The 25,112-nt window shown below is 69.8% G+C and carries 18 protein-coding genes; 9 read left to right on the top strand and 9 right to left on the bottom strand.

Translation table 11 applies throughout. The features are described from left to right. Window positions 1-22 precede the first annotated feature (22 nt). Window positions 23-910, bottom strand: coding sequence for an AraC family transcriptional regulator (locus SK854_RS43550; protein ID WP_319981044.1), 888 nt, complete (start codon window positions 908-910; stop codon window positions 23-25). Window positions 911-930: 20 nt separating this feature from the next. Further along, window positions 931-1,872, bottom strand: a complete 942-nt coding sequence (locus tag SK854_RS43545; protein WP_319981043.1) for a ketopantoate reductase family protein — start codon at window positions 1,870-1,872, stop codon at window positions 931-933. A 90-nt stretch (window positions 1,873-1,962) separates the two neighbouring features. Between SK854_RS43545 and SK854_RS43540 the strand changes: the two genes are divergently transcribed. Beyond that, on the top strand, window positions 1,963-2,526 hold the full coding sequence (locus tag SK854_RS43540) for a TetR/AcrR family transcriptional regulator (RefSeq protein WP_319981042.1): 564 nt from the start codon (window positions 1,963-1,965) through the stop codon (window positions 2,524-2,526). Window positions 2,527-2,535: 9 nt separating this feature from the next. Here the strand turns inward: SK854_RS43540 and SK854_RS43535 are convergent, their stop codons facing one another. Beyond that, a complete protein-coding gene (locus SK854_RS43535) occupies window positions 2,536-2,979 on the bottom strand; it encodes an NUDIX hydrolase (protein ID WP_319981041.1) in 444 nt (147 codons plus the stop codon). 54 nt (window positions 2,980-3,033) lie between these two features. On the opposite strand from SK854_RS43535, the gene SK854_RS43530 reads away from it, so the two are divergent. Next, window positions 3,034-3,972 (top strand): phosphotransferase, encoded by a 939-nt coding sequence (locus SK854_RS43530; RefSeq protein ID WP_319981040.1) that lies wholly within the window; start codon window positions 3,034-3,036, stop codon window positions 3,970-3,972. A 24-nt stretch (window positions 3,973-3,996) separates the two neighbouring features. Here the strand turns inward: SK854_RS43530 and SK854_RS43525 are convergent, their stop codons facing one another. The 3 genes from SK854_RS43525 to metH all read right to left on the bottom strand — a co-directional run bounded on the left by SK854_RS43525 (window position 3,997) and on the right by metH (window position 10,647). Further along, entirely contained in the window at window positions 3,997-5,919 is a 1,923-nt protein-coding gene (locus SK854_RS43525; RefSeq protein ID WP_319981039.1) for a putative bifunctional diguanylate cyclase/phosphodiesterase, read from the bottom strand. Then, window positions 5,916-6,950, bottom strand: a complete 1,035-nt coding sequence (locus SK854_RS43520) for a sugar ABC transporter substrate-binding protein (RefSeq protein WP_319981038.1) — start codon at window positions 6,948-6,950, stop codon at window positions 5,916-5,918. The genes SK854_RS43525 and SK854_RS43520 overlap by 4 nt, the downstream gene beginning before the upstream one ends. A 124-nt stretch (window positions 6,951-7,074) precedes the next feature. Beyond that, on the bottom strand, window positions 7,075-10,647 hold the full coding sequence (metH, locus tag SK854_RS43515) for a methionine synthase (RefSeq protein WP_319981037.1): 3,573 nt from the start codon (window positions 10,645-10,647) through the stop codon (window positions 7,075-7,077). Window positions 10,648-10,805: 158 nt separating this feature from the next. Here metH and SK854_RS43510 point away from each other — a divergent pair, with 158 nt between their 5' ends. The 4 genes from SK854_RS43510 (at window position 10,806) to SK854_RS43495 (ending at window position 16,915) form a co-directional block, all read left to right on the top strand. Next, window positions 10,806-11,636: a patatin-like phospholipase family protein gene (locus SK854_RS43510; protein ID WP_319981036.1), complete on the top strand. Its 831-nt coding sequence runs from the start codon at window positions 10,806-10,808 to the stop codon at window positions 11,634-11,636. Between the two features lie 168 nt (window positions 11,637-11,804). Continuing rightward, complete coding sequence (locus SK854_RS43505) at window positions 11,805-13,436, top strand: glycosyl hydrolase family 8 (RefSeq protein WP_319981035.1); 1,632 nt, start codon at window positions 11,805-11,807, stop codon at window positions 13,434-13,436. A 117-nt stretch (window positions 13,437-13,553) separates the two neighbouring features. Then, window positions 13,554-15,245: a glycosyl hydrolase family 8 gene (locus SK854_RS43500; RefSeq protein WP_319981034.1), complete on the top strand. Its 1,692-nt coding sequence runs from the start codon at window positions 13,554-13,556 to the stop codon at window positions 15,243-15,245. Between the two features lie 23 nt (window positions 15,246-15,268). Further along, the gene (locus tag SK854_RS43495; RefSeq protein ID WP_319981033.1) at window positions 15,269-16,915 is read left to right on the top strand and encodes a HEAT repeat domain-containing protein; all 1,647 of its coding nucleotides are present in this window, start codon (window positions 15,269-15,271) and stop codon (window positions 16,913-16,915) included. A gap of 27 nt (window positions 16,916-16,942) precedes the next feature. Here SK854_RS43495 and SK854_RS43490 read toward each other — a convergent pair whose 3' ends face one another. Beyond that, window positions 16,943-18,007: a methyltransferase domain-containing protein gene (locus tag SK854_RS43490; protein WP_319981032.1), complete on the bottom strand. Its 1,065-nt coding sequence runs from the start codon at window positions 18,005-18,007 to the stop codon at window positions 16,943-16,945. A gap of 95 nt (window positions 18,008-18,102) precedes the next feature. Between SK854_RS43490 and SK854_RS43485 the strand changes: the two genes are divergently transcribed. The 3 genes from SK854_RS43485 to SK854_RS43475 are packed head-to-tail and all read left to right on the top strand — an operon-like array spanning window position 18,103 to window position 22,527. Beyond that, complete coding sequence (locus SK854_RS43485; RefSeq protein WP_319981031.1) at window positions 18,103-18,951, top strand: DUF5829 family protein; 849 nt, start codon at window positions 18,103-18,105, stop codon at window positions 18,949-18,951. A 41-nt stretch (window positions 18,952-18,992) separates the two neighbouring features. Next, window positions 18,993-21,503 (top strand): LuxR family transcriptional regulator, encoded by a 2,511-nt coding sequence (locus tag SK854_RS43480; RefSeq protein ID WP_319981030.1) that lies wholly within the window; start codon window positions 18,993-18,995, stop codon window positions 21,501-21,503. 40 nt (window positions 21,504-21,543) lie between these two features. After that, the gene (locus SK854_RS43475; RefSeq protein WP_319981029.1) at window positions 21,544-22,527 is read left to right on the top strand and encodes an alpha/beta fold hydrolase; all 984 of its coding nucleotides are present in this window, start codon (window positions 21,544-21,546) and stop codon (window positions 22,525-22,527) included. Here the strand turns inward: SK854_RS43475 and SK854_RS43470 are convergent. Next, the gene (locus SK854_RS43470) at window positions 22,511-23,935 is read right to left on the bottom strand and encodes an amidohydrolase family protein (protein ID WP_319981028.1); all 1,425 of its coding nucleotides are present in this window, start codon (window positions 23,933-23,935) and stop codon (window positions 22,511-22,513) included. The two genes, SK854_RS43475 and SK854_RS43470, sit on opposite strands and share 17 nt — an antisense overlap. Before the next feature lie 73 nt (window positions 23,936-24,008). Beyond that, window positions 24,009-25,064 (bottom strand): sugar ABC transporter substrate-binding protein, encoded by a 1,056-nt coding sequence (locus SK854_RS43465; protein WP_319981027.1) that lies wholly within the window; start codon window positions 25,062-25,064, stop codon window positions 24,009-24,011. Window positions 25,065-25,112: the final 48 nt, after the last annotated feature.

The raw sequence follows: 25,112 nt of genomic DNA, 5'->3' as shown, positions 1-25,112 counted from the left end.
CGTGGCGGAAACAGGCAAAAACTCAGGACCGCAGCGCCGCCCGGTCCTGCCGGGGCGTCACCCCGAACCGTGCCCGGTAGGTGCGGGAGAAGTGCGCCTGCGACGCGAAACCGGTGCGTGCCGCGACCTCGGCGAGCGTGATGGGCTCGACGAGCAACTGCCGGGCCGCGTCGAGCCGAGCGTTCAGGATCGCCTGCGGCACGCTCTGCCCGGACTTCGCGAACAGGCGCGACAGGTGACGTTCGGAGTACCCGATGGCGGCGGCGATCCGGAGCGCGCACAGCTCCGGTTCGTGCAGGTGGGCGACGATGAAGGCGTGGGCAGCCGCCAGGTCCGCGGACGGGGTGCGGGCGCCGAGCAGCGTGTCGAGCAGGTCTGCGGCGGTGTGCTCCAGCCCGTCCCAGTCGGCGGGGCCGCGCAACGCGCCCGACAGCGCGCTCACCAACGCTTGTGCGTGCGCGTTGTCCCGGAAACTGAACACCTGAGGCCGCACGGGTCCCCGCCGCGGTGCCTTCAGCACGAGCTCGGTGAGGCCGTCCGAGAACTCGCGCCGGAACGGCTGGTCCCCGTCCAGCACGAGCGCTTGACCGGGGACGACCAGCTCACGGCCGCCCCGGTGCTCGAAGCGGCTTTCCCCGGCCAGCGAGAAGTAGACGACCACACCGTCGGCCGGGTGCTCGGCGATCTGCCGGACGTCCCGTTCGACGGCGTGCGGCGACCCGCTCACCCGCGCCACCTGCAGGCGGGGCAGCGTCAGGTTCACCTCGGTGCCGTCGAACGGACGATCAGTCGTGACGCGCAGCCCCACCAGGGCGCGGGCGTTGTGCTCCTCCCACCCGGTCAGCCTGCGTGAACCGGGCAGGTCGTGCGTCCGGAACCTGGTCAGGCCGGGCGGGTGCACGAGTGCCATCCGTTCACGGTAACCCGAGTTCAGGCCCGGACCGCGAAGTGCGGTTCCGCCGCCTCCAACCGGGGTGCGGGGATTCCCAGCCGGCGCGTCTCCGCCAGGGCGTCCCGGCAGATCACCCGCGGCTCCTCGGCGTCAGGGTCGGAGTGCGCCTTGAAGCTCAAGCGGGCCGGCGGGAAACGAGCGGTCAGCAAGGCGAACACGGACGCCGTCAGCCAGGCCGGCGCGCGGAGGAACAGTGTGCCGCGCCGCAGGTCGACGCCGCGTGCCTCCAGGAGCGGCAGAAGCTCGCGGCCGGCCAGAATCGCCTCGCGCAGGTCGTGCCGGCGTCCTGCCAGGTCGGCCAGCGAGCCCAGCCTCAGGCCCTGCGAGTGGATGCCCGCGTCCGACACGAAGTGGATCAGCAGCCAGTCGCGGAAGCGGGGCTCCTCCCTGATCCGGAACCCGGCCTCGCGAAACACCTGGCGCACGGCTCGTTCCCTGTCCGTCAGCGTGCCGATCGTGCCGAAGACGGCCAACGGCATCAGCATCCCGCGCAACACGCCGTCCTTGCCGAAACCGCCGCCTGCCAGCGGAAAGCCCCAGGCGACCTGGTCGAGCGGGAGGGCGCCGATCGCGTCCGCCGGCTCGGCCCAGATGTTGCCGGAGAGCAGCACCGTCGCCTTGCCGATGCGCGGTGCCAGGAAGTTCGCCGCCTCCGTCAGGCGATGGTGCCCCACGCTCAGCACGATCAGGTCGAAGTCGTGGTCCGCCGCCAGCTCCTCGCGGTAGCGCACCGGCCACTTCTCGACGACGGGCCGTCCGCGGATCCGCCGCCGCGTGTCGATCAGGTCGAGGTCGATCGTCGGCCCGTACTCCGCCGCGCGGCCGGGCCGGACGTAGAACTCGACGTCGTGCCCGGCCCGTTCCAGAGCCCATCCGTACACGGTGGCGATCACGCCTCGGCCGAACATCAGGATCTTCACACGGCACCTCGTGAGCTACGATGAAACGGAGGCTGTCTCCACTTCTGAAAATATGGAGATGGTCTCCGTTTGTCAACCACGAGGGAGCGCATGAACGCCGCCAAACCGCTACGCGCCGACGCCCTGCGCAACAGGGAGGCACTGCTGGCCAAGGCACGGGAGGTCTTCGACGCCGGGGAGTTCTTCGACCTGCGCTTCGACGACTTCGCCCGCCTGGCGGGCGTGGGCACCGGCACGCTGTACCGCCACTTCCCCACGAGGGAGGCGCTGGCCGAGGCGGTCTACCACGAGGAGGTCGTCGCACTGTGCGACCGGGCTCGCCGGTTGCAGGCCACGTCACCCGCGCGGGAGGCGTTGGCGACCTTCCTCCGCGACTTCGTGGACTACCTGCAACAACACCACGGCCTGGCCCGGACGCTGGCCACGCTCATGACCACCGGCTCCGAGGCGCTCGCCGAAGGCGGCAGGGCGCTGGAACAGGCCGTCACCGACCTGGTGGCCGCTGCCGTCGAGGAGGGCACCGTCCGAGGCGACGTGGGGGCCGGCGCCGTCATGATGGCGCTGCACGGCATCGGCGCGGCCCACGACCGGCCTGACTGGAGGGCTGAGGCCGACGGCGTCATCACCCTCGTCCTGGACGGGCTGCGCAGGTGAGAACGACGTCTACCGCGGGTCCCAGCCGAGCACGCTGAACGACTCCCCGGCCAGGTAACCGGCGATCCCGGCGGCGGGGTAGGGGATGATGTGGGCGGGCAGCGCGTCGAGCCCGAACCACCGCACCTCCGAACACTTCTCCGGCTCGCGGTTCTGCGGTTCGCCACTCCAGCGCCGCACCTCGAAGTACAGGCCGAGCCGCGGTTCCACACCGAACCCGTTGGCGTGCGACGTGTGCACGAGCCGCAGGTCGCCGGGATCGATCCGCACCCCGATCTCCTCCGAAGCCTCGCGCACGGCGGCGGCGAGCACGGACTCGCCCGCGTCGAGCTTGCCGGACGGCAGGTGCCAGAGTCCGTCGAACCGAGGGTCGGGGTCGCGCCGCCGGGTGAGCAGCACCTCGCCGTCGCGGACGAGCAGAACGTGGGCGTCGATCAGGTGCCGGTCGGCCATGCGCTCACCGTAAATGATCTGCGTCGGGCCCCGGGGTCGTGGCACGATCGTGCCATGACAGCCTTCGCGACCCCCGAAGACATCGCCGGCCGCACCGCCGCTGCCACCGAAGCCGCCGTCGCCGCCGGTCGCGAACTCGGCCTGGAGATCACCGAGGGCAAAGTCCTCTACGAACTGTTCTCCGTCGTCGTGCACCTCGCGCCGTCCCCGGTCGTGGCCCGCATCCCGACCGTCCTGCCGCACACCACGACGCTCGAAAGCCTGGCCCAGCGCCAGCAACAGGAGCTCGACGTCGCTCAGTGGCTGCACGACCAGGGCACCCCGGTCATCCCGCCGAGTCCGCTCGTCGAGCGCAAACCGGTGCAGCGCGACGGTTTCTCCATCACGTTCTGGCCGTTCACCGCCGAGGACAAGTCCCAGGAACCGGACTACGTCAGGAACTCCGAGCTCACCGCCGACCTGCACAAGGCCCTCAGGGACTACCCGGGCGAGCTCGACTTCCTGTCGTCGGCGGAACCGCGGTTCGTGCGGGAAGGCCTGGAAAGGCTTGAGGGCCTGGACATCGTCACCGCGGAGGACCTGCGGAGGGCACGCGCCGAGTGGGAGGTGCTGGAGCCGCTCGTCAGCTCCCAGGCCGAGTTCCAGGCGAAGTTCCCCGGCATCGACCTGCAGCCCGTCCACGGCGACTCGCCGCCCGCGAACATCTTCGCGAGCACCGAGGGCCCGCTGTTCTCCGACTTCGAACTGATCACGTACGGCCCGGTCGAGTGGGACCTGGGCGGTCTCGGCCCGGAACACCACGCCGCCTACGACCGGGGCGCCACGAAGAACGGCCTGCGCACGATCGACGAGGAGGTGCTCAGGTTCGTCAACGCCGTCGGCGCGATCCGGGTGATCGCCTACCTGTCGGTCGCGGACCAGTTGCCCGCCATGGTCGACTTCATGCAGCCGTTCATCAACCAGTGGCGGGACACCGACTTCTACGCGCGGTGACCACGAAGGTCGGTGATCACCGCGCTACGCGTGAGCGGCCGCCCGATCTCCTAGCCAGGCAACGATTTCCTCGGCGGGCAACGGCTCGCTGAGGAAATACCCCTGCACCACGTCGCACCCGGCCGCGGCCAGCGCCGTCCAGGTGTCCTGGTCCTCCACGCCCTCCGCGACGGCCTGCAGTCCGAAGTTGCGGGCCAGCGCCACCAGGGCGTGCACGATCGCGCTGTCGCCGGCGTCGGTGCACATGTGCGTGACGAACGACCGGTCGAGCTTCATCTCGTGCACCCGCATGCTGCGCAGGTACGAAATGGACGAGTAGCCGGTGCCGAAGTCGTCGATGGACAGCCGCACGCCCAGTTCGGTCAGGCCGCGCAACACCTCCACCGCGCGGTCCGGGTCCGAGATGATCGCGGACTCGGTGATCTCCAGCGTCAGCAAGCGCGCAGGCAGGCCGTGGCGCTTGATCAGGTCGGCCACGTCGCCGGGGAACTCGGTGTGGTGCAGGCAGGCCGCGCCCACGTTCACCGAGACCGGCACCTCCCAGCCCGCGTCCTGCCACGTGCGGCACTGGCGCAGTGCCGCGTCGATCACGTAGCGGGTCAACGGTTCGATGAGGCCGTTCTCCTCGGCGATCGGGATGAACTCGTCGGGACGCACGAGCCCGCGCGTCGGGTGCTGCCAGCGGGCCAGGGCCTCGACACCGCACACCGCGCCCGTGTCGGCCAGCGCCTTGGGCTGGTAGTGCAGGAACAGCTCGCCGCGGTCGATCGCGTGCCGAAGCTCCGTCACCGCGGTGAGGTGCGCTGCGCCGCGTTCGTGCAGGCGTGCGTCGTACACGGCCACGCCGGACTTCTCGCGCTTGGCCGCGTACATCGCGATGTCCGCGTGCCGCAGCAGTTCGTGGCCGTCGCCCGAGTCCGACGGGCACAGCGCCACGCCGACACTGCCCGCTATCTCCAGCTCCAGGCCCTCCAGCGTCACCGGCATCGCCAGTGCCTGCAGGATCTTCTCCGCGACCATGCCCGCGTTCTCCGCCGAGCCGACACCGGGCAGCAGCACGGCGAACTCGTCGCCGCCCAGCCGTGCCACCAGGTCCGTGTCGCGCACCGCCCACGACAGGCGGTTCGCCACCTGGCGCAGCAGCAGGTCGCCGGTGTGGTGCCCGAGCGAGTCGTTGACCTCCTTGAACCTGTCGAGGTCCACGATCAGCAACGCCAGCGGCTCGTCCTTCTTGCGCGCCTTCTCCACGGCCAGGTCCATCCGGCGCGCGAGCAGCGTGCGGTTGGCCAGCCCGGTCAGGGCGTCGTGGTGCGCCTCGTGCTCGTTCTTGGCCGCCTGGCGCAGTATTTTGCGGCGATAGCCCAGCAGCACCCCGCCGAACAGCACCACCAGGATCGCGTCCAGCACGAACGCCACGATCTGGGCGATCCGCAGCCAGGAGTTCTTCTCGTCCGCGGCACGCATGTACTCGGTGGTGTCGAGGCGCTTGGCCCCGACCGTCGAGGAGATCTGGCGCCGCAACGACGAGTGCGCGAGCAGGGCCTGGTCGGACTGCAGCGGGTCGGGGCCGGCGATCACCTTGCGCAGGATGTCCGTCGTCTGGTCGTAGAACGGCAGCAACCGGGACGCCACGGCGGCGTCGGACGGGGTGCCGCTGGTGCGCAGCCACTCCAGATCGGCGCGCGCGGACCCGGCGGAGTTCTCCAACGGCTGGACGGTCTGCTCGGTTCGCGAGAGCTGGAGATCGCGCAACGCGTTGTCGGCGACCTCGATGTGTTCCAGCACGCGGCTCCACCGCTCGCTGGTGTTGTTGAGCTCCCGCACGTACGCGGTCGTGTCCTGCGCGCTGACGCTGCTCCACAGCGACAGGCCGGCCAGGGCGAGCAGCCCGACCGTCAGCCCTGCCGTCGCCACCCTCGCGGTGCCGCGGCCTTCCCAAAAGCTCACCGTGCCTGCTCCAACGGTCGCACCCAACTCGCCGGATCCTCGACGAAGCTGTCGATCTGAGGCTGGAAGTAGTCCCTGCGCGCCTTCTCCGACTCCTGCCGGTGCAGGATCTGGTCGAGGTTCCCGGTGGTCACCGTCAGCCCTGGCGTCTCGATCCAGCCCTCCGGCAACGTCGCGCCGTCCTTCGCGTGCCTGGCGAGCAGCCAGCCGGCGACGGCGCCCTTGAGATAGTGCTCCGGCGAGATCGTCGCGACCATCGCGCCGTCCCGCACCGCCTGCAACGTTCTCGGGTCGACCCCGAAACCGCCCACCAGCCACCTCGCCGACTTCTCCGTCTTGAGTGCCGCGAGGCTCACTCCATCGCAGTCGCCCGTACCAACGAACGCGAGTGCGTCGGGGTTCGCCGCCACGAGACGTTTCCACGCGTCCCGATTCGCGACGTCGTCACGTTGCGTGTCGAACGGGCCCAGCACCACTACCCCCGGTAGCTTTTCGGCGAATCGGCCCCGGATTCCCTCAGCCCGGTCGTCGAACCCGGCGAGTCCAGGAGCCGTGTTTCCCAGCACCACTGTTCCGGTCGCGTCCGGAGGCAATCGGCGCATCAACTCGTCAGCCAGCTTTTCGCCGAGTTCGTAGTCGTCGTTACCGATGTGCAGTTTCACGCCGGAACTCGCGGTGAGCCGCATGTCCACACCGACCACGGCCACGTGCTGCGTGAGTGCCTCACCGATGGACGGCGCCATCAGCGCGGGTTCGGACGTCGCCACGGCGATTCCGCCTCGTGCCGCCATCGCCAAATCCCGGAACAACTCGACTTCCTTGTGCCCGTCCTGTCCGGGAGGGCCCGTGACCGTCGCGCTGACCCCGCCGATGCGGCCGACGCCCTCGTGAAAGCCGCTGGTCATCTCCTGGGCGAACGAACCACCTGTGCGCTTGACCACGAAACCGACGTGCGGCAACGCCTCCGACTCCGCTGCCGCACCGCAGCTCGCCAGCAGCACCAGACCCAGCACCAGCGCCGCAGCTCGCATGGATGACCTCGGGCTCGCTCGACCTACGGGTGATTGATCTCCAGAGCGGCCGATGCTACATCGCTTGGACCCAACCGGGATAACGCCTGCCAATACCGGGAAGCGCTTTCACGTTGGGCAACCGTCAGGCGGGTTCGTACCCGAGGTTCGGGCGCAGCCACTGCTCGACTTCGGCGAGCGGCTTGCCGTACCGCGTCGCGTAGTCCTGCACCTGGTCGCGGCCCAGCCGCCCGACGGTGAAGTACTTCGCGCCGGGGTGCTGGAAGATCAGGCCGCTCACGCTCGCCGCCGGGTTCATCGCGAACGATTCAGTGAGCGAGACCCCGATTTCCTCCGCGCCCAGCAGGTCGAACAGCTCCCGTTTCACGGTGTGGTCGGGGCAGGCCGGGTAACCCAGGGCGGGGCGGATGCCGCGGAACTTCTCCGCGTGCAGGTCGGCGAGTTCGGGCTGGGCGTCCGGCTCGAACCAGTCGCGCCGGGCCCGCAGGTGGATCCACTCGGCGAACGCCTCGGCGAGCCGGTCTGCCAGCGCCTTCACCATGATGGCGCGGTAGTCGTCGTTCTGGGCCTCGTACTTCGCGGCCAGCTTCCCGGCGCCGAGGATCGTCACCGCGAACCCGCCGATGTGGTCGCCCTCGGGAGCCACGTAGTCGGACAGGCAGCGGTTCGGGCGCGACAGCGGCTTCTTGGTCTGCTGGCGCAGCATCGGGATCCGCACGCCGTTGTCGAGCAGGATGTCGTCGCCTTCGGAATGCGCGGGCCAGTACCCGTACACGCCCTTTGCCTCGAACAATTCGCCGGCGACGATTTCGTCGAGCAACTCGGTCGCGTCCTCGTACAGTTCGCGCGCCACCGGCTGTTCGAGGATCGCCGGGAACTTGCCTTTCAACTCCCAGGCGAGGAACAGGAACGTCCAGTCGATGAACTCGCGCAGTTCACCCAAAGACGGTGTCATCAGGCGAGTACCGGTGAACTGAGGAGTCGGCAGATCGGAGAAATCGACCTCCTCCCGATTCGCCCGCGCCGCTTCGAGCTTGAGCAACGGCACCGACTTGCGGTTCTCGTGCTGTTCGCGCAACCGGGCCTGCTCCGCGCGGTTCGTGAGGTTCAGCTCATGTGCGCGCTTGCCGTCGAGCAGGTCGGAGACGACGCCGACGACCCGGGACGCGTCGAGGACGTGGATGACCGGCTCGTCGTAGACCGGCGCGATCTTCACGGCGTTGTGCTGCTTCGAGGTCGTCGCCCCGCCGATCAGCAACGGCAGCTTCATGCCGCGCCGCTGCATCTCCTCGGCGACCGAGACCATCTCGTCGAGCGACGGCGTGATCAGCCCGGACAGGCCGATGACGTCGGCGTGCTCCTTGATCGCCGTGTCGAGGATCTTCGCGGCCGGCACCATCACGCCGAGGTCGATCACCTCGTAGTTGTTGCAGCCCAGCACGACGCCGACGATGTTCTTGCCGATGTCGTGGACGTCGCCCTTGACCGTGGCGAGCACGACCTTGCCGTTGCCCCCGGCCGTGGCCTTGGGCTCGGCGTCCATGAACGGCTCCAGGTACGCGACCGCGCGCTTCATCACGCGGGCGCTCTTCACGACCTGCGGCAGGAACATCTTGCCCGCGCCGAACAGGTCGCCGACGATCTTCATACCGTCCATCAGCGGGCCCTCGATGACGTCCAACGGACGCGGGAGGGACGCGCGGGCCTCCTCGGTGTCCTCTTCGATGAAGTCGACGACGCCGTGCAGGATCGCGTGCTCCAGCCGCTTCGCGACCGGGGCCTCGCGCCACGACAGGTCGACGACGCGCTTCTGGCCGGGGCCCTTGACGGTCTCGGCGTGCGTGACGAGCCGGTCCGTCGCGTCCTCGCGGCGGTTGAAGATGACGTCCTCGACCAGTTCCAGCAGGTCGGCCTTGATGTCCTGGTAGACGACGAGCTGACCGGCGTTGACGATGCCCATGTCCAGGCCTGCCTGGACGGCGTGGAACAGGAACGCCGAGTGCATGGCCTCGCGGACGACGTCGTTGCCGCGGAACGAGAACGACAGGTTCGAGATGCCGCCGCTGATGCGGACTCCCGGACATCGCTCCTTGATCCGCGGCAGGGCGTCGATGAACGCCCTGGCGTACCCGTTGTGCTCCTCGATGCCGGTCGCCACGGCGAGCACGTTCGGGTCGAAGATGATGTCCTCGGCCGGGAAGCCGACCTTCTGCGTGAGCAGGTCGTAGGCGCGGCCGCAGATCTCGACCTTGCGGTCGGCCGTGTCGGCCTGGCCCTGCTCGTCGAACGCCATCACGACGACACCGGCGCCGTAGTCGCGGATCGTGCGGGCCTGCCGCAGGAACGGCTCCTCGCCCTCCTTGAGGCTGATCGAGTTGACCACGCCCTTGCCCTGCACGCACCGCAGGCCGGCCTCCAGCACGGTCCACCGGGAGCTGTCGATCATCACCGGGATGCGGGCGATCTCCGGTTCGGTCGCGATGAGGTTCAGGAACGTCGTCATCGCCTGCTCGCCGTCGAGCAGGTCGGCGTCCATGTTGACGTCCAGCAGGTTCGCGCCGCCGCGCACCTGGTCCAGCGCCACGGTGAGCGCGGCGTTGTGGTCGTCGGACTCGATCAGCCTGCGGAACTTCGCCGAGCCGGTGACGTTGGTGCGCTCACCGATCATCACGAACCCGGTGTCGGGGCCGATCTCGAACGTCTCCAGGCCGCTGTAGCGGGTGGTGTGGCGGGGCTTGACCACCTCGCGCGCGTCAGTGCCGCGCACGGCGTCGGCGATGGCCTTGATGTGCTCGGGAGTGGTGCCGCAGCAGCCGCCGACGACGTTGACGATGCCCTTGCCCGCGAAGTCCTTCAGCAGGGCGGCGGTCTCGTCCGGGGTCTCGTCGTAGCCGCCGAACGCGTTGGGCAGACCGGCGTTCGGGTGGCAGGCCACGTAGGTGTTCGCGAGCCGCGCCAGGTCGGCGACGTGCGGGCGCATCTCCTCGGCGCCCAGCGAGCAGTTCACGCCGACGATCAGCGGTTCGGCGTGCGCGATCGAGTCCCAGAACGCCTCGACGGTCTGGCCCGACAGCGTGCGGCCGGACAGGTCGACGATCGTGACCGAGATCCACAGCGGCAGGTCGGGCGCGACCTCGCGGGCCGCGGCGATGGCGGCCTTGCAGTTCAGGGTGTCGAAGATCGTCTCGATCAGCAGCAGGTCGACGCCGCCCTCGTGCAGCGCCGCGATCTGCTCCGCGTAGGAGGCCTTGACCTGCTCGAACGTGACGGCGCGGAACGCGGGGTCCTCGACCTTGGGCGACAGGGAGAGCGTGACGTTGAGGGGGCCGACGGAGCCCGCGACGAACCGGCCGCCGAACTCGTCCGCGGCCTGGCGGGCGAGCCGCGCGCCGGCGATGTTCATCTCGCGGACGCGGCTCTCCAGCCCGTAGTCGGCCTGGCCGATCGAGGTGGCGGTGAACGTGTTGGTGGTCGTGATGTCCGCGCCCGCCGCGAGGTACTGCCGGTGCACGTCGAGCACCAGGTCCGGGCGGGTGAGGTTGAGCAGGTCCGGGTCGCCGGCGACGTCGGGCACGTGGCCCTCGTACTCGTCGCCGTAGTAGTCCTGCGGCGAGAGCCTGGCTTGCTGGAACATCGTGCCCCATGCGCCGTCCAGCACTGCGATTCGCTGGTCCAGCAGGGATTTGAGTCCACTCACGCGCGCTCCCGAAAGGTCCGGAAGCGCCCTTGTCCGTGGTAGAACGAAGCCGAGCGTGGCAGGCGTCCGGCCCGTTGCAGCGCTTCTCGGTTTCACTTTAAAGGCTACCAATCTAGCCCATTCACCAGGAACTCGTCTCACTCCATAGGATGGCCGCTGTGACCGGAGAACGCGCGTTGGTGCTGGGTGGTGGTGGAGTCACCGGAATCGCCTGGGAGACCGGGATTCTGCACGGACTTGCCGAACAGGGCGTCGACCTGACGGACGCCGACCTCTTCGTGGGGACGTCCGCCGGATCGGTGGTGGCCGCCGAACTGGCGGGCGGTGGCGTGCTCGCCGACCTGTACGCGGGTCAGCTGTTGCCGCCGGACGGGGAGATTCCCGCCCGTCTCACCTCGTGGATGGTCGTCAGATACGCGCTTTCCTACGTGATGCCGGGGTCGCCCGCGCGGAAGCGGGCGCGTCTGGGGCGTGCCGCGGTGAAGGCCCGCACCCCGTCCGAGGAGTCGCGGCTCGCGGTGTTCGACTCTCGACTGTCCATTAAGGACTGGCCGGAGCGTGCGCTCAAGGTCACCGCCGTGGACGTGGAGAACGGGAAGTTCGTGGCGTTCGACCGGGACAGCGGGGTGCCGCTGGTGAAGGCGGTGGCGTCGAGCTGCGCGGTGCCGCTGGTGTGGCCGCCGGTCAGCATCAACGGCAGCCGGTACATGGACGGCGGCATGCGGTCCGTGGCGAACGTCGATCTCGCGGCGGGTTACGAGCGGGTCGTGGTCATCGCTCCGTTGACCCGATCGGCCAGTCCGGCCGCGACGCCCGGCGCGCAGGCGGCGAAGCTCGGGGTGCCGTCGATCGTGGTGAGTCCCGACAGCGCGGCCCTGGCCGCCATCGGCTCGAACCTGCTGGACCCTGCCAAGCGCAAACCCGCTGCTGAGGCGGGGTACGCGCAGGCCGTTTCGATCGCTGCGGCCGTCCGGAAGGTCTGGCAGTAGTTTCCGCAACCGGTTTCGGTCCCGATGACCGGTCCACACCTCTTGTTCAAAGTTGACCGCCCGCCTAAGGTCGCCGCAATTGCCCCTTTAGGCAGGTTTGTTAACCAATTGACTGAGGTGGTTGTGGACAGACGAGCGGCGTTAGCTGCGGTCAGTGCGGTCGGGCTCGTGATTGGTCTCCTGGTGGCGGGGACGACCAGTGCGACGGCGGCGGATCCACTGGTCTCGCAGGGCAAGACGGTCACGGCGTCCTCCGTCGAGGGCGCTGGGCTGGAGGCGGCGAAGGCCGTGGACGGCAGCACGACGACCAGGTGGGCGTCGGCGGAGGGCAGTGACTCCGAGTGGCTGCGGGTCGACCTCGGTGTGTCGCACGCGGTCAGCCGGGTGCGGCTGAACTGGGAGGCCGCGTATGCCAGGGGTTACCGCGTGCAGACCTCGCCGGAGGGTTCGGCGTGGACGGACGTGTTCTCGACCAGCGCCGGTGACGGTGGTGTCGACGACCTGACCGTGTCCGGTGCCGGTCGGTACGTGCGGGTTCTCGGCACGGCACGCGGTACCGCGTGGGGCTACTCGCTGTGGGAGGTCGAGGTCTACGGCGTGGCCGGCGGCACACCGCCGACGACGACCACGACCACTCCGCCCTCGAACGGTCTCGGCTACGCGTTCGGCAGCCGGCAGACCTCGTACGCGGCGGGTGTCCTGCGTCCCTCCGGGTCGACGTCCACTTTGGACGCCGCGGTCGTGGATTATTACCAGCGCTGGAAGTCCGCCTTCGTCCGGCAGAACTGCGGCAACGGCTGGTATCAGGTGATCTCGCCCGATGCCGATCACCCGTACGTCGCCGAGGCGCAGGGCTACGGCATGGTCGTCGTCGCCACGATGGCCGGCGCCGACCCGGACGCGAAGAAGATCTTCGACGGCCTGGTGAAGTGGAAGATCGACCACCCGTCCTCGATCAACCGCGATCTGCTCGCGGCCGAACAGGACGTGAACTGCCGCAGCGTCAACGGCGGCGACGGCGCCACGGACGGCGACATGGACGTGGCCTACGGGCTGCTGCTCGCCGACCGGCAGTGGGGCAGCGCGGGCACCTACAACTACAAGCAGCTGGCGATCCGGCACGTCAACGCGATCAAGGCCAGCGAGGTCAACCCGTCGACGAACCTGCTCAAGCTCGGCGACTGGACCAGCTCGGGCGACCAGTACTACTACCTCTCGCGGTCGTCGGACTGGATGGTCGATCACTTCCGGGCGTTCCGGAAGGCGACGGGTGACGCGGCGTGGGACACGATCCGGTCCGCCCACCAGAACCTGATCTCGACGTTGCAGCAGAACTTCGCGCCGAACACCGGCCTGCTGCCGGACTTCGTGGAGAACACGAACTCACTCCCGCGCCCGCCCGCGGGTCAGGTGCTGGAGGACGTCAACGACGGCAAGTACTGGTGGAACGCCTGCCGCGTGCCGTGGCGGATCGGCGCGGACGCGGTGACCAGTGGCGACTCGGCGTCCCTGGCGGCGGCCCGCAAGCTCAACACGTGGGTGAAGTCCAAGGCGGGCAACAACCCGAACAACATCGGCATGGGCTATCAGCTCAACGGCACGCAGATCTCCGGTGGCAGCGCCGCCGCGTTCTTCGCGCCGTTCGCCGTGGTGGCCGCGACCGATCCGGGCAGTCAGGCGTGGCTGGACGCGTTGTGGACGAAGATGCTGCAGACGCCGATCGACGGCAGCAGCTACTTCTCGGCGAGCATCCAGCTCCAGGTGATGATCACGGTGACCGGCAACCACTGGGTGCCCTGACCGGCACTGTCCGATCGCGCAACAACGGTCTATACCTCTTGTTCAGGGGGTCTGACCTGCATAGCGTCGCCAACCACTCGCATTGACAGCTTTGTTAACCAATTGCTGGAGGCGGTCGTGGGCGGCAGAACAATGGCGTTCGGGGCGGCCGGGCTCGTGCTCGGCCTCCTCGTCGCGGGAACGACCATCGCATCAGCGGCGGACCCTCTGGTCTCCCGCGGCAAGGCGGTGACGGCCTCTTCGATCGAGGGGTCGGGATTCGAGGCCGCGAAGGCGGTCGACGGCAGCACGTCGACCCGCTGGGCCTCGGTGGAGGGGCACGACCCGGAGTGGCTGCGGGTCGACCTCGGCTCGGCGCACGCGATCAGCCGGGTGAAGCTGAGCTGGGAGGCCGCGTACGCCAAGTCGTACCGCGTGCAGACCTCGCCGGACGGTTCGGCGTGGACCGACGTGTACTCGACCAGTACCGGTGACGGCGGCACCGACGACTTGACGTTGTCCGGTTCCGGACGATATGTCCGTGTCTACGGCACCGCGCGCGGCACCGCCTACGGCTACTCGTTGTGGGAGCTTGAGGTGTACGGCGTGGGCGGCGGCAACCCGCCGACGACGACCACCCCGCCCACGACCACCACGACTCCGCCCTCGAGCGGCCTCGGCTATCCGTTCGGCAGCAGGCAGACCCCGTACGCGGCGGGCGTCCTGCGGCCGTCGGGCAGCACGTCCACTTTGGACGCCAAGATCGTCGACTACTACCAGCGCTGGAAAGCCGCGTTCGTCAAGCAGAACTGCGGCAACGGCTGGTACCAGATCATCTCGCCGGACGCGAAGTTCCCGTACGTGGCCGAGGCGCAGGGCTACGGCATGGTGATCACCGCGCAGATGGCGGGTGCCGACCCGGACGCGAAGAAGATCTTCGACGGCCTGCTCAAGTACAAGCTCGCCCACCCGTCGGTCAACAACCCCGACCTGCTGGCCGCCGAGCAGGACACCGCCTGCAAGAGCGTCAACGGCAGCGACAGCGCCACCGACGGCGACATGGACACCGCCTACGGCCTGCTGCTCGCCGACAAGCAGTGGGGCAGCAGCGGGACCTACAACTACAAGCAGATCGCCGTGAAGAACGTCAACGCGATCAAGAAGAGCCTGATCAACCCCACCACGAACCTGCTCCTGATGGGCGACTGGTCCGGCCCGGACGACAGCAGGAAGTACTACGGCTCCCGGTCGTCGGACTGGATGGCCGACCACTTCAGGGCGTTCCGCAACGCGACCGGCGACTCGGCGTGGGACACGATCCGTGCCAAGCACCAGGACCTCATCGCCACGCTGCAGTCCAAGTACGCGGCGAGCACCGGCCTGCTGCCGGACTTCGTGCAGGACACCAACTCCACGGCCAAGCCCGCCGTCGGCAAGCTGCTCGAGGAGGACGCCACCGACGGCAAGTACTGGTACAACGCGTGCCGCGACCCGTGGCGCATCGGCGCGGACGCGGCGGTGACCGGCGACGGCAAGTCACTCGCCGCCGCCCGCAAGATGAACTCGTGGATCAAGGGCAAGACCGGCGGTGACCCGAACAAGATCGCGGTCGGCTACCAGCTCAACGGCACGCAGATCGACAGCGGCAGCGACGCGGCGTTCGTGGCCCCGTTCGCGGTCGCGGCGACGACGGATCCGGGCAGCCAGGCGTGGCTGGACGCGTTGTGGACCAAGATGGTGAACACGCCGATCGCCACGGACACGTACTTCGGCGCGAGCATCCAGCTGCAGGTGATGATCACGGTGTCCGGAAACCACTGGATCCCGTAGATCTTCGGGGTTTCAATGGCGCGATGGGGATCGCGAAAGCGCGTCGCATCGCGAGGCGGGCACACCAGGGGCAGCTCAGGTACGACAACGAGCTGCTCCTGGACCATCTGGAGCGGGTCGCCCGCGCCGTCGAGGAACGGGGCGGCGGGTGGGCGGCCCAGCAGGCGGCCTGGTTGTACGCCGTTCCCGCGACCGGGGTCGACCTCGTGCGCGAGGGCGTCCCCTGGCGGGTCGTGCGGGTGGTGGAAGCGCTGCGGTGTGCGCCAGACTGGTCGCCCCCGGCCTCAGCCCGAGTGCGGCACGACGAGGAACTGGTGCGCGAGGTGCTGGACGCGGACAAGCGTCGCGCTTGGCCGAAGAGCTCACCGGGACCTGTGGAGCCGTTGGACGCGAGCATGCTGCCGAAGTTGCTCGCCGACTACCGGCGCGAGGCCGGCCCCGACACGCACCGGATGATCTACGGCGTGCTCAGCACGCCCACCGGCCTGAACACCCCGGCGGTGGCCGAGATCGCCGAACAGTGGTGGGACTCGGAGAACGACTGGGAGGCCGCCGTCGCCGTGCTGGCCGCGCGCGGCGCCGGCCTGCTGGACCGGGAGCGGCTGCTGCACAAAGCGGCCGAAGGCGGTCCTCACGCGGCCAAGCTCGCGATCGAGAACCTGCGAGGTGAGGGCACCCCGGACGAGGTCGAGGTGCTGGGGTCGATCGTGCGCAGGCCGGAGCCTCAGTGGCGCTGGCTTCGTGCCGACGCGGCGGCCAGGCTCACCGCGATCGGCGGGGCGGCCGCGGAAGCCGCGTTGCGGGAACGCGCGTTCACCCCGTTGGACCCGCCTTGGCGCAACGACAGGTCCTGGTTGCACCGCAACGCAGCGAGCGTGACTCCCAGGCTGATCGAGGCTCTGTCCGATCCGGAGTGGAAGCACGAGGCTCCTCTCGCGCTGGGCCTGCTTCGCGTGGTGGAGGCCGTGGGGCCGTTGTGTGAGAGTGCGCGGACCGATGAGCTGCCCGTCCAGCAGATCCAGGCTCTGGGCAGGATCGGTTCTCCTGAGGCCGGGCCGACGCTCGTGGAACTGCTCGCACACGCCAGCGCGTGGGTGCGTGAAGAGGCGTTGCAGGCCCTGAGCCGGACCGGGGGCGCTGATGTGGTCGAAGTGGCGATGATGGCGTGCGACGACCCGGACGTGCGAGTGCGGGATCGGGCTGCGAAGGTGCTCGCCAAGCACGCCGACGGTCGTGCGGTGACAACGCTGATCCGTCTCTGCGACACCCGGCACGCCGCCGTGGCGGCCGACGCGCTGGCCCGCATCGGTGATCCTCGCGCGTTGCCCACGTTGTGGCACCTGTTCTTCCGGCATCCGGACAAGGCGGCTCGCCACGCGGCGGGACGAGGTCTGGCCCGCATCGAAGGCCCTCCGCAGTCGGGCTCCCTGCGCGATCCCCGAGTCGAGCGGGCGTACATGTGGTTGATCGGCCACAAGCCGGACTGGAACCGCACCGGCCTGATCGCCGGGGTCACGGCGACTGACGCGCTGGTGCGAGCCCGTGTCGCGGAGGCGCTCGGCCGCCTGCGTGATCCCTCAGGCGCCATGTACGTCAGGCTGCTGGTCGCCGACCCCGATCCGCGGGTGAGGTCGGTTGCGAGGGCCGCGCTGAGGCGACTCGCGGACTGAGGGGGGTGCCGGCGCGGCTCTGCTCGCCTAGGCCAGGGTGCGCAGGAAGGCGGGCCCGCCCTCCTCGGCGTTCAGTCCTTTCTCGACGAACGCGATGTTGTGGTGGAACGAGATCCCGCTGATGTTGCGCTCCAGATAGGAGCCCTCGCCGCGCGGATCGCGCACCTCGGCCTGGTTCAGACCGTCCACGAAGGACTTGAGCATCCCCATCGACGTGCCGGCGGTCGCCTCGGGATGGCCGCCCCAGCTCGGCCAGTACGCGGTTTGCAGGTCCTCCACGACGTAGATGCCGCCCGCCCGTACGTGCGGGAACAGCGCGTGGAACGAGGTCCGCACGTGCTCGTTGAGGTGGCTGCCGTCGTCGATGACCACGTCGAACGGGCCGAGTTCGCGGCCCAGCCGGTCGAGGAACTCCGCGTCGGACTGATCGCCCAGCACGGTCATGATCCGCGGGCCGGCGACGTTCTTGCGCGCGATGTCCAGGCCGTGCACGAGGCCGCGCCGGAAGTACCGCTGCCACATCCGCAACGAGCCGCCGCCGCGGTCGGGGTCGTCGTAGCCGCCGATGCCGATCTCGAGCACCCGCACGGGTTCGGTGCGCAGGCGGGCGAAGTGGCGGTCGTAGTGCTGCGTGTACCAGTGCAGGTCGCCCCACTTGTCCGAGCCGTGCTCCACGGCCAGCTCACCCAGGTCCCGGTGGGCGGGCCTGAGCGCGGACAGCAGCCCCTGAACCGACTCCGCGAGGCCCTTGCGGTCCTGGAACCACCCGCCGATCCCGCGCTCGTCGAGGCCGGGATCCGGGGTCGTGACGGCGAGGCTCGGCCACGGGCGTTCGTCGGTGCCGTACAGGCCGCGCACGGCGTCGGCGAGGTCGAGCGTGATCACGACCTCCGCGTCCGCGCACAGGTGGCGGGTGGTGCGGCCGTCGAAGCCGAGGTCGAGCCGGACGTCGTGCTCACCGATCTCCCGCAGGACCTCCCGGGCGACGGCCTCGGGGGTCAGCCTGCGGATCGTGTCGTCCAGCAGGTCGCGGCCTGCGGTGGCGGCCTGCATCAGCGGGGCGAGAACCGTCCACCGTGAGGTGTCGAACACTGAGGTCCCTTCATCTGGCTTGAGTCCGGCTTGAGCATGTCCGTTTTAGGATCGAACGCATGGGGATCCGACGAGTGTTGAGCATGATCTTGGCCGTGGGTCTGGTTGTGTCCGGTGCTGGATCGGCACAAGCGGGAGAGCGGCAGTTGTTGTACTACAACCACGCATGGGGAACGCTTGATCGCGTCACCGCGGACGCGGTCGAGCACTCGCGGTACCTCAAGGACTTCGCGAGCGTCGAGGTCCGCACCACGACAGGCGCGGACGGCAGGGTCTGGACGGGCCGTTACCTGCGCGGCCGCGAGACCTACCTGGAGATCTTCGGCATCGGTGACGTGCCGGGCCAGGACGGTGAACTGGGCTCCGCGGGCCTCGGGCTCTCGACCGAGCACGACGGTGACGTCGAGAAGCTCAAGGCCAGGCTGCGCGCCGCGGGTGAGAAGCCGATCGACTTCCTGCAGAGCCGCGACTTCGGCGACGGCAAGCCCGTGCCGTGGTTCGACTCGGTGTTCCTGATCGAGAGGTACGACAGGTTCGGCGCCTGGGCCATGGAGTACCGCGACGAGTACCTGGCCGACCCGCGCAGCAAGGTGGGTCCCGCGAAGTTCCCCGGCGACGTCACGCGTGAGCGGTACCTGCCGGACGCCTACAAGGACAAGATGATGCGGGACATCACGCTCATCCGCGTCGCCGTCACCGCCTCGGACCTGGCCGCCACCGTGCCGTTGCTGCGGGCAGGCGGGTTCTCGCTGCGGACCGGACCGGGCTCCGTCGTGGCCTCGCGCGGCGGCACCACGATGCGGTTCGACGAGGCACCGATGGGACAGACCGGGCTCAAGCGCGTCGAGTTCGACCTGAACCGCCCGGTCGCGCGGCACGTCGAGCGGCTGGGCACGTCCACGCTGGTCGTGGGTCCGGGCAAGCGCGCGGTCTGGACTTTCTGACACCCTGGTCCGGACGGACCAACGAACGGGGTGTCGGACGGGTGTCGCTGATCGGGCGGGATCGGGAACGGGAACGGCTGGTGGCGCTGGCGGAGGCCGGCGGGTCGCTGCTGATCGTCGGTGAGCCCGGCGTGGGCAAGTCGGCGCTGCTGTCCTGCCTCGACGGTCACCTGGTCGCGGGCGTCGAGGCCGAGCAGGACCTGCCCTACGCCGGACTGCACCAGGTCCTGCACCCGTTCCTCGATCTGTCCACTTTGCCCGGTGCACGGCGCGGCGCGCTGGAAGTCGTTCTGGGACTCGCCGACGGCCCCGCGCCACCCGTGCACCTCGTCGGGCTCGCCGCGCTGGAGGTGCTGAGCGCGGCACGGTCCGTCGTCCTGGTCGACGACGCGCACTGGCTGGACCAGGCGAGCCAGGACGTCCTCGGGTTCGTGGCGCGCCGCCTCACCGGCGCCGTTCTGGTGCTCGCCGCCAGGACCCCGGTTTTCGAGGGCGTGCCGACGCTCTTCCTGGCACCGCTGGATTCCCCGGCGTCCGTCGCGGTGCTCGACGCGGTCGCGCCCGGCCTGGATCCCGAACGCCGCTCGTGGGTGCTCGCCCAGGCGGCCGGGAACCCGTTGGCGCTCACCGAACTCCCGTTGGGCGGCAACTCTCTGCAGGAGACCTTCGCCGCCCGCGCCTCGACGTTGCCTGCCGACGTGCGGGCGTCCTTGCTCGCCTTGGCGCTCGGAGGCGGGTCCTCCGCGGATCTCGCCCCCGCCGTCGAGGCCAGGCTGGTCGACCGGGACGGTGCGTTCCGGCATCCGTTGATCAGGTCGGCGATCGTCGGTGCCGCAGGCCTTTCCGAACGCCAGGAGGCTCATCGCCGGCTCGCCTGGGCGACCGACGAGCCGGACCGGCGGGCGTGGCACCTGGCCGGCGCCGCGACCGGTGCCGACGAGAACGTGGCCTGCCTGCTGGAGAAGACCGCCGACCGGGCGCTCCGGCGTGGTGGCGCGGTGGCCGCTGTTCGTGCCCTGGAACGCGCTGCCGCCCTGGGTGACGGCGGTGAGCGCGCCCGGCGGTTGTTGCGGGCGGCCGAGCTGGCGGCGGAGGCGGGACGGCGCGACTACGTCGAGCGAATCCTGCTGGACGTGCGCGGCCTGGACCTCACGGCACGGGAGCGCGCGCTCGTGACGTGGTTGCCCACGGCGTTCGACGACGGCGTGAGCGAAGGTGTGGCGGGCCCCGGCGAACTGGTCGGGCTGGCCGAGTCCGTGGTGGCCGGTGGTGACGTCGAACTGGGCATGCGGATCTTCTGGAGCGTCGCGATGCGGTGCTTCTGGGTGGAGCCCGGAGCGGTTGTGCGGGAGCGGATCGCGGCCGTGGCGCGCAGGCTGCCGATCGACCCGTGCGACCCGCGCATGCTCGCGATGACGGCTTACGTGTGCCCGGTGCGGCAAGGGGACTCGGTGGTGGCCGGGCTGCGTGCGGTCCGCGGCGAGTGCGACGACCCCGCCACCCTCCGGCTGCTCGGCAGCGCCGCCCTCCAGGTCGGAGCGTTCGCCGACTCCGTCCGGTTCTCCCTTGCCGCCCAACGGGATTTCCGTGCGCAGGGCCAGTTCGGACTCCTCGCCAGAGCCCTCGCCGTCGAGGCCTGGAGCCGGACGCGCCTGGGCGACATCGCCGCCGCCGAACCCGCAGCCGAGGAGGCCGCCCGCCTCGCCGAGGAGACCGGCCAGCCGTACATGCGCGGACTGGCCGCGGCCGTCCAGGCCGAGATCGCCGCGCTGCGCGGCGAGTACGAGCGGTCGGCCGAACTGGCGGCCGTCGCCGAACGGATCGGGCTCGCGGCGGGCGCGCGCCCCGTCCTGGCCACCGTGCAGCTGGCCAGAAGCCTGGCCGCGCTCGGGGAAGGCCGTTACGCCGACGCGTTCGCCGCCGTCTGCCGTGTCCACGACCCGTCCGATCCCGCCTACCAGCTCGCGTTGCGCCGGTACGTGCTGCCCGAACTGGCCGAGGCCGCGACCCGCAGCGGCAACGCCGACGAGGCCGCCAAGATCGTGGAGGAGCTCGACACCACGACCAGTTCGCCCGCTCTGGCAGCCGGTCTGAGGTACGCGCGGGCACTTTTGGCCGCGGACGACGAGGCCGAGGCGTTGTTCGAGGCGGCGCTCGACACCGGCAGTTCGCCGTGGGACCGGGCGCGCGTGCAGCTGGCGTTCGGCGCCTGGCTGCGCAGACAGCGCCGGGCGGCTCAGGCCCGGCCGCACCTCAAGGCGGCCGCGGAGGCGTTCGAGGCGTTCGGCACCAGGGACTGGGCGGAACGGGCCCGCGAGGAGCTGCGGGCGTCCGGCGAGTCCCGGGGCGGCAACGGCGAGCTGACCGAGCACGAACTGACCATCGCGCGGATGGCGGCGGACGGGCTGACGAACAAGGAGATCGGCGAGCGGCTGCACCTGTCGCACCGCACGGTCAGCACCCACCTGCACCGGATCTTCCCGAAACTCGGCGTCACGGCCCGCGCCGAACTGAAGGAAGCGCTCATGACGTACTCCGACACCGTCACCTGACGCTCGCGAGCCCCCGCCCGACGCCCCTACCGTCGACGGCATGATCAGCAGGCGACAGTTCTCCCAGGCTCTGGCCGTGGCCGGTCTCGCGGCACCCCTGGTCACCGCGACCGCGCACGCCTCGCAGCCGTCCTGGGGCCCGATCAAGCAGGTCAGGGCGGGCCTGCTCGACATCGGCTACGCGGAGATGGGTCCGGCGGACGGCCCGGTCACGATCCTGCTGCACGGCTGGCCGTACGACATCCACAGCTACGTCGACGTGGCACCGGCCCTGGCCGCACGGGGACACCGCGTGCTCATCCCGTACCTGCGCGGTTACGGCCCCACCCGGTTCCTGCACGCGCGCACGACCCGCAACGGCCAGCAGTCGGCGCTGGGCGCGGACGTCATCGCGTTCATGGACGCCCTGAAGATCCGCAAGGCGACGGTGGCGGGGTTCGACTGGGGCGCGCGGACGGCGTGCATCGTCGCGGCGCTCTGGCCGGACCGGGTCAAGGCGCTCGTCTCGGTCAGCGGCTACCTGGTCGTGAACCTCCAGCAGAACCAGGAACCGCTGTCCCCGCAGGCCGAACTGGGCTGGTGGTACCAGTACTACTTCGCGACCGAGCGCGGTGTGAAGGGCTACGAGCAGAACTCCTACGAGTTCAACAAGCTCATCTGGAAGATCGCCTCACCGCAGTGGAACTTCGACGAGGCCACCTACGCCCAGAGCGCCACGGCGTGGAAGAACCCCGACCACGTGGCGATCGTCATCCACAACTACCGCTGGCGGCTGCAGCTCGCGCAGGGTGAGCACCGCTACGACGGGTTCGAACGCAAGCTGCAGGCCAGGCCGGTGATCAGCGTGCCGACGATCACCATCGCCAGCGACTTCGACGGCCCCAACAAGGACGGCATGGCGTACCGCAAGCAGTTCAGCGGTCGCTACGAGCACCGGATCCTCGACGGCATCGGGCACAACGTGCCGCAGGAGGCCCCCGAGGCATTCACGAAGGCCGTGCTAGACATCAGCTCGGGGGCGTGAGGATTCCACCCGCGGTCGTGCGGATGCGCAACGAGGAAGTCCGCGCGTCCCGCACGATCCGGTCGACGTCGTAGGCCACCAACCGGCCGCCGCGCTTGATGATCCGGCCGTCCGAGAACACCGTGTCCACGTTGGCAGCGGTCGCCGCCTGCACCAGCGTCGTCTCGAACAACCCGCCCGGCGCGAGGTTGATGTCGTTGGCACGCACCAGGATCACGTCCGCGCGCTTGCCGACGGTGATCGACCCGGTGACGTCACCGAGTCCCAGCGCGCGGGCGCCGTTGAGGGTCGCCATCTCCAGCACGTCCCGGAACCCGACCTCGGGCAGGCCCGCGGAAGGCGTTCCGGCCCAGGGGATTCCGGTGTTCCAGACGAGCCTCATCGCCTCGAACACGTCCGACGGCGCGATCGACGTGGCGTCCGAGGACAGCGACACCGGCACCCCGGCCCTGCGGAACCGCAGCAGCGCGTCCCGCGGATCGCCCGCGGTGCCCAGCCGGAACTCCGAGTGGGGCGCCCACGACAGCGGTGTCCCGGTCCGCGCCATGATCTCCATGTCGCTGTCCAGGGCCGTGACGTAGTGGCACAGCAACGTCTTCGGGCCGAGCCAGCCTCGCCGTTCGTAGTCCGCCGCGTCCACGGTTCGCGGCGGTGCCTGACCGGCGTGGATCGCGACCGGCAGACCGCGTGCCATCACGGCGTCCATGTCCGCGAAGAACGCCGGTTCGGTGCTCTGCGACAGCCCGCGCACGCAGACGCCCAGGTGCACCAGCCCGTCGAACGCCGTGCCGGCCGCGAAGTACTGCTGCCGCACGCGATCCACGTCCGTCATGTCCATCGGCACGTCGCGCGGCATCTGGTCGACGTGGCCGTAGGAGAACCGGGCGCGGAGCAGGCCGTCGCGGTGAGCGCGCAGTTCGGCGTCGGCGTGCGCGGGGGAGCGGGTGTTGTTGGACCAGTTGTGCACGGTGGTCACGCCCGCGTTCGCCAGTTCCGCGAGCCCGAGCAGGACGCTGCGGTACACGTCCTTCGCCTCGTACAGCGTGGAAGTCGCCCGTTTCGCGGCGAAGTACGGGAAGCCGTCGGCCACGAAGTTGCGGCCCAGCGCGCTCCACATGTGGTGGTGGGTGTTGACGAAGCCGGGCAGGACGATCATGTCGGTCGCGTCGACGATCTTCGCGCCCCGCGCGTCCAGGTCGGGCCCGACGCCGATGATCCGGCCGTCGTCGATCAGCACGTCCGCGCGCGGCAGCACCCCGAGCGCCCTGTCGACGGTGACGACGGCGCCGCCGCGGATCAGGTACCGACTGCGCCGCGTGCCGGACGTGTCCGCACTCGCCACGCCTCCGGCAGCCGACACGGCCAGTGCAGCGCCCAGGGATTTGGTGAGTGTCCTTCGGTTGATCATGCGGCCTCCAAAGCAGGGAGAGCCGATGCTCGCCGACCGTCAGAGGCCTGTCACGGGAGTTGCGCCGCCCGGCTCAGCGCGTCTGGTCGAGTGGACGCAGGTGCTTGTCCGGCGAGGTGGTCAGGGCGTCGATCTGCGGCCGTGCGGCGTCCAGGCGGTTCTTCTCGTTCGACTGGCGGCGGATGATCTCGTCCACGTTGGACGCCTGCACGAGCAGTCCGGGTGCGACGAGCCAGCCCTCCGGCAGCGTCCGTCCCTCGGAGGCCTGTTTCGCGAGCAGCCACCCGCCGACCGCGCCCTTGAGGAAGTGCTCCGCGGACACCGACGCGAACAGATGCCCGTCCTTCACGCCCTGCAACGCCTTCGGGTCCAGGCTGAACGCCGCGGCCAGCCACTTCGCGTTCTTCTCCGCGTGCACGGCGGCGAGGTTGATCGCGTCCACGTCACCCGCACCCAGCAACGCGACGGCGTCGGAGTTCGCGTCGGCGAGCCGTTGCCACGTCGCGAGGTTCGCGGGCTGGTCGCGCCCGGTGTCGAGCGGGCCGATGACCTGCATCTTCGGCAGCCGTTCCGCGAGCCGTTCGCGCAGGCCCATCGCCCGCAGGTCGAGCGCGGGCATCGCGGGGGAGTTGCTGCCGATGACGATCTTGCCCGCGCTGTCCGGCGGCAACCGCTCGGCCGTCGCGTCGGCGAGCACCCTGCCGAGCTCGTAGTTGTCGTTCTCGATCATCAGCTTCGCCCCGCTGCCGGGGGCGACCTGGCCTCCCGCGACCGCGATCAGGGGGATTCCCTCGCCGATCACCTGCGCCATCGGCTCGGCCACCAGTTCGGGCGCCACCGCGGACACCCCGATGCCGCCCTTGGCCCGCGTCGAGAGGTCGCGCAGCAGTTCGGCCTGCTTGAGACCGTCGTGCGTGTCCGGGCCGGTCGTCTCGGTTCTGACCCCGCCGGCGATCGTCGCGCCCGCCCGGAAACCCTCGCTCATCTCCCGGGAGAAGTCGCGGCTGGTGTTCTGGGACACGAATCCGATGATGGGCGGGTCATCGGACGTCTGCTCGCCACCGCATCCGCCCACCCCTGCCATCAGCAGCAAAACAGCAGGTAGAGCGAGGCGGGTGAAGCGAACCACGGGGGCGTCCTGTCCGTTGGCCGGTAGAAGGCGAGAAGGCTAGTGCAC

It is taken from the genome of Lentzea sokolovensis (genome assembly GCF_033949975.1).
GTDB classification, from domain to species: Bacteria; Actinomycetota; Actinomycetes; order Mycobacteriales; family Pseudonocardiaceae; genus Lentzea; species Lentzea sokolovensis.
Note: the sequence above shows the minus strand (reverse complement) of the source record. Positions and strands in the feature narration are given on the sequence as shown.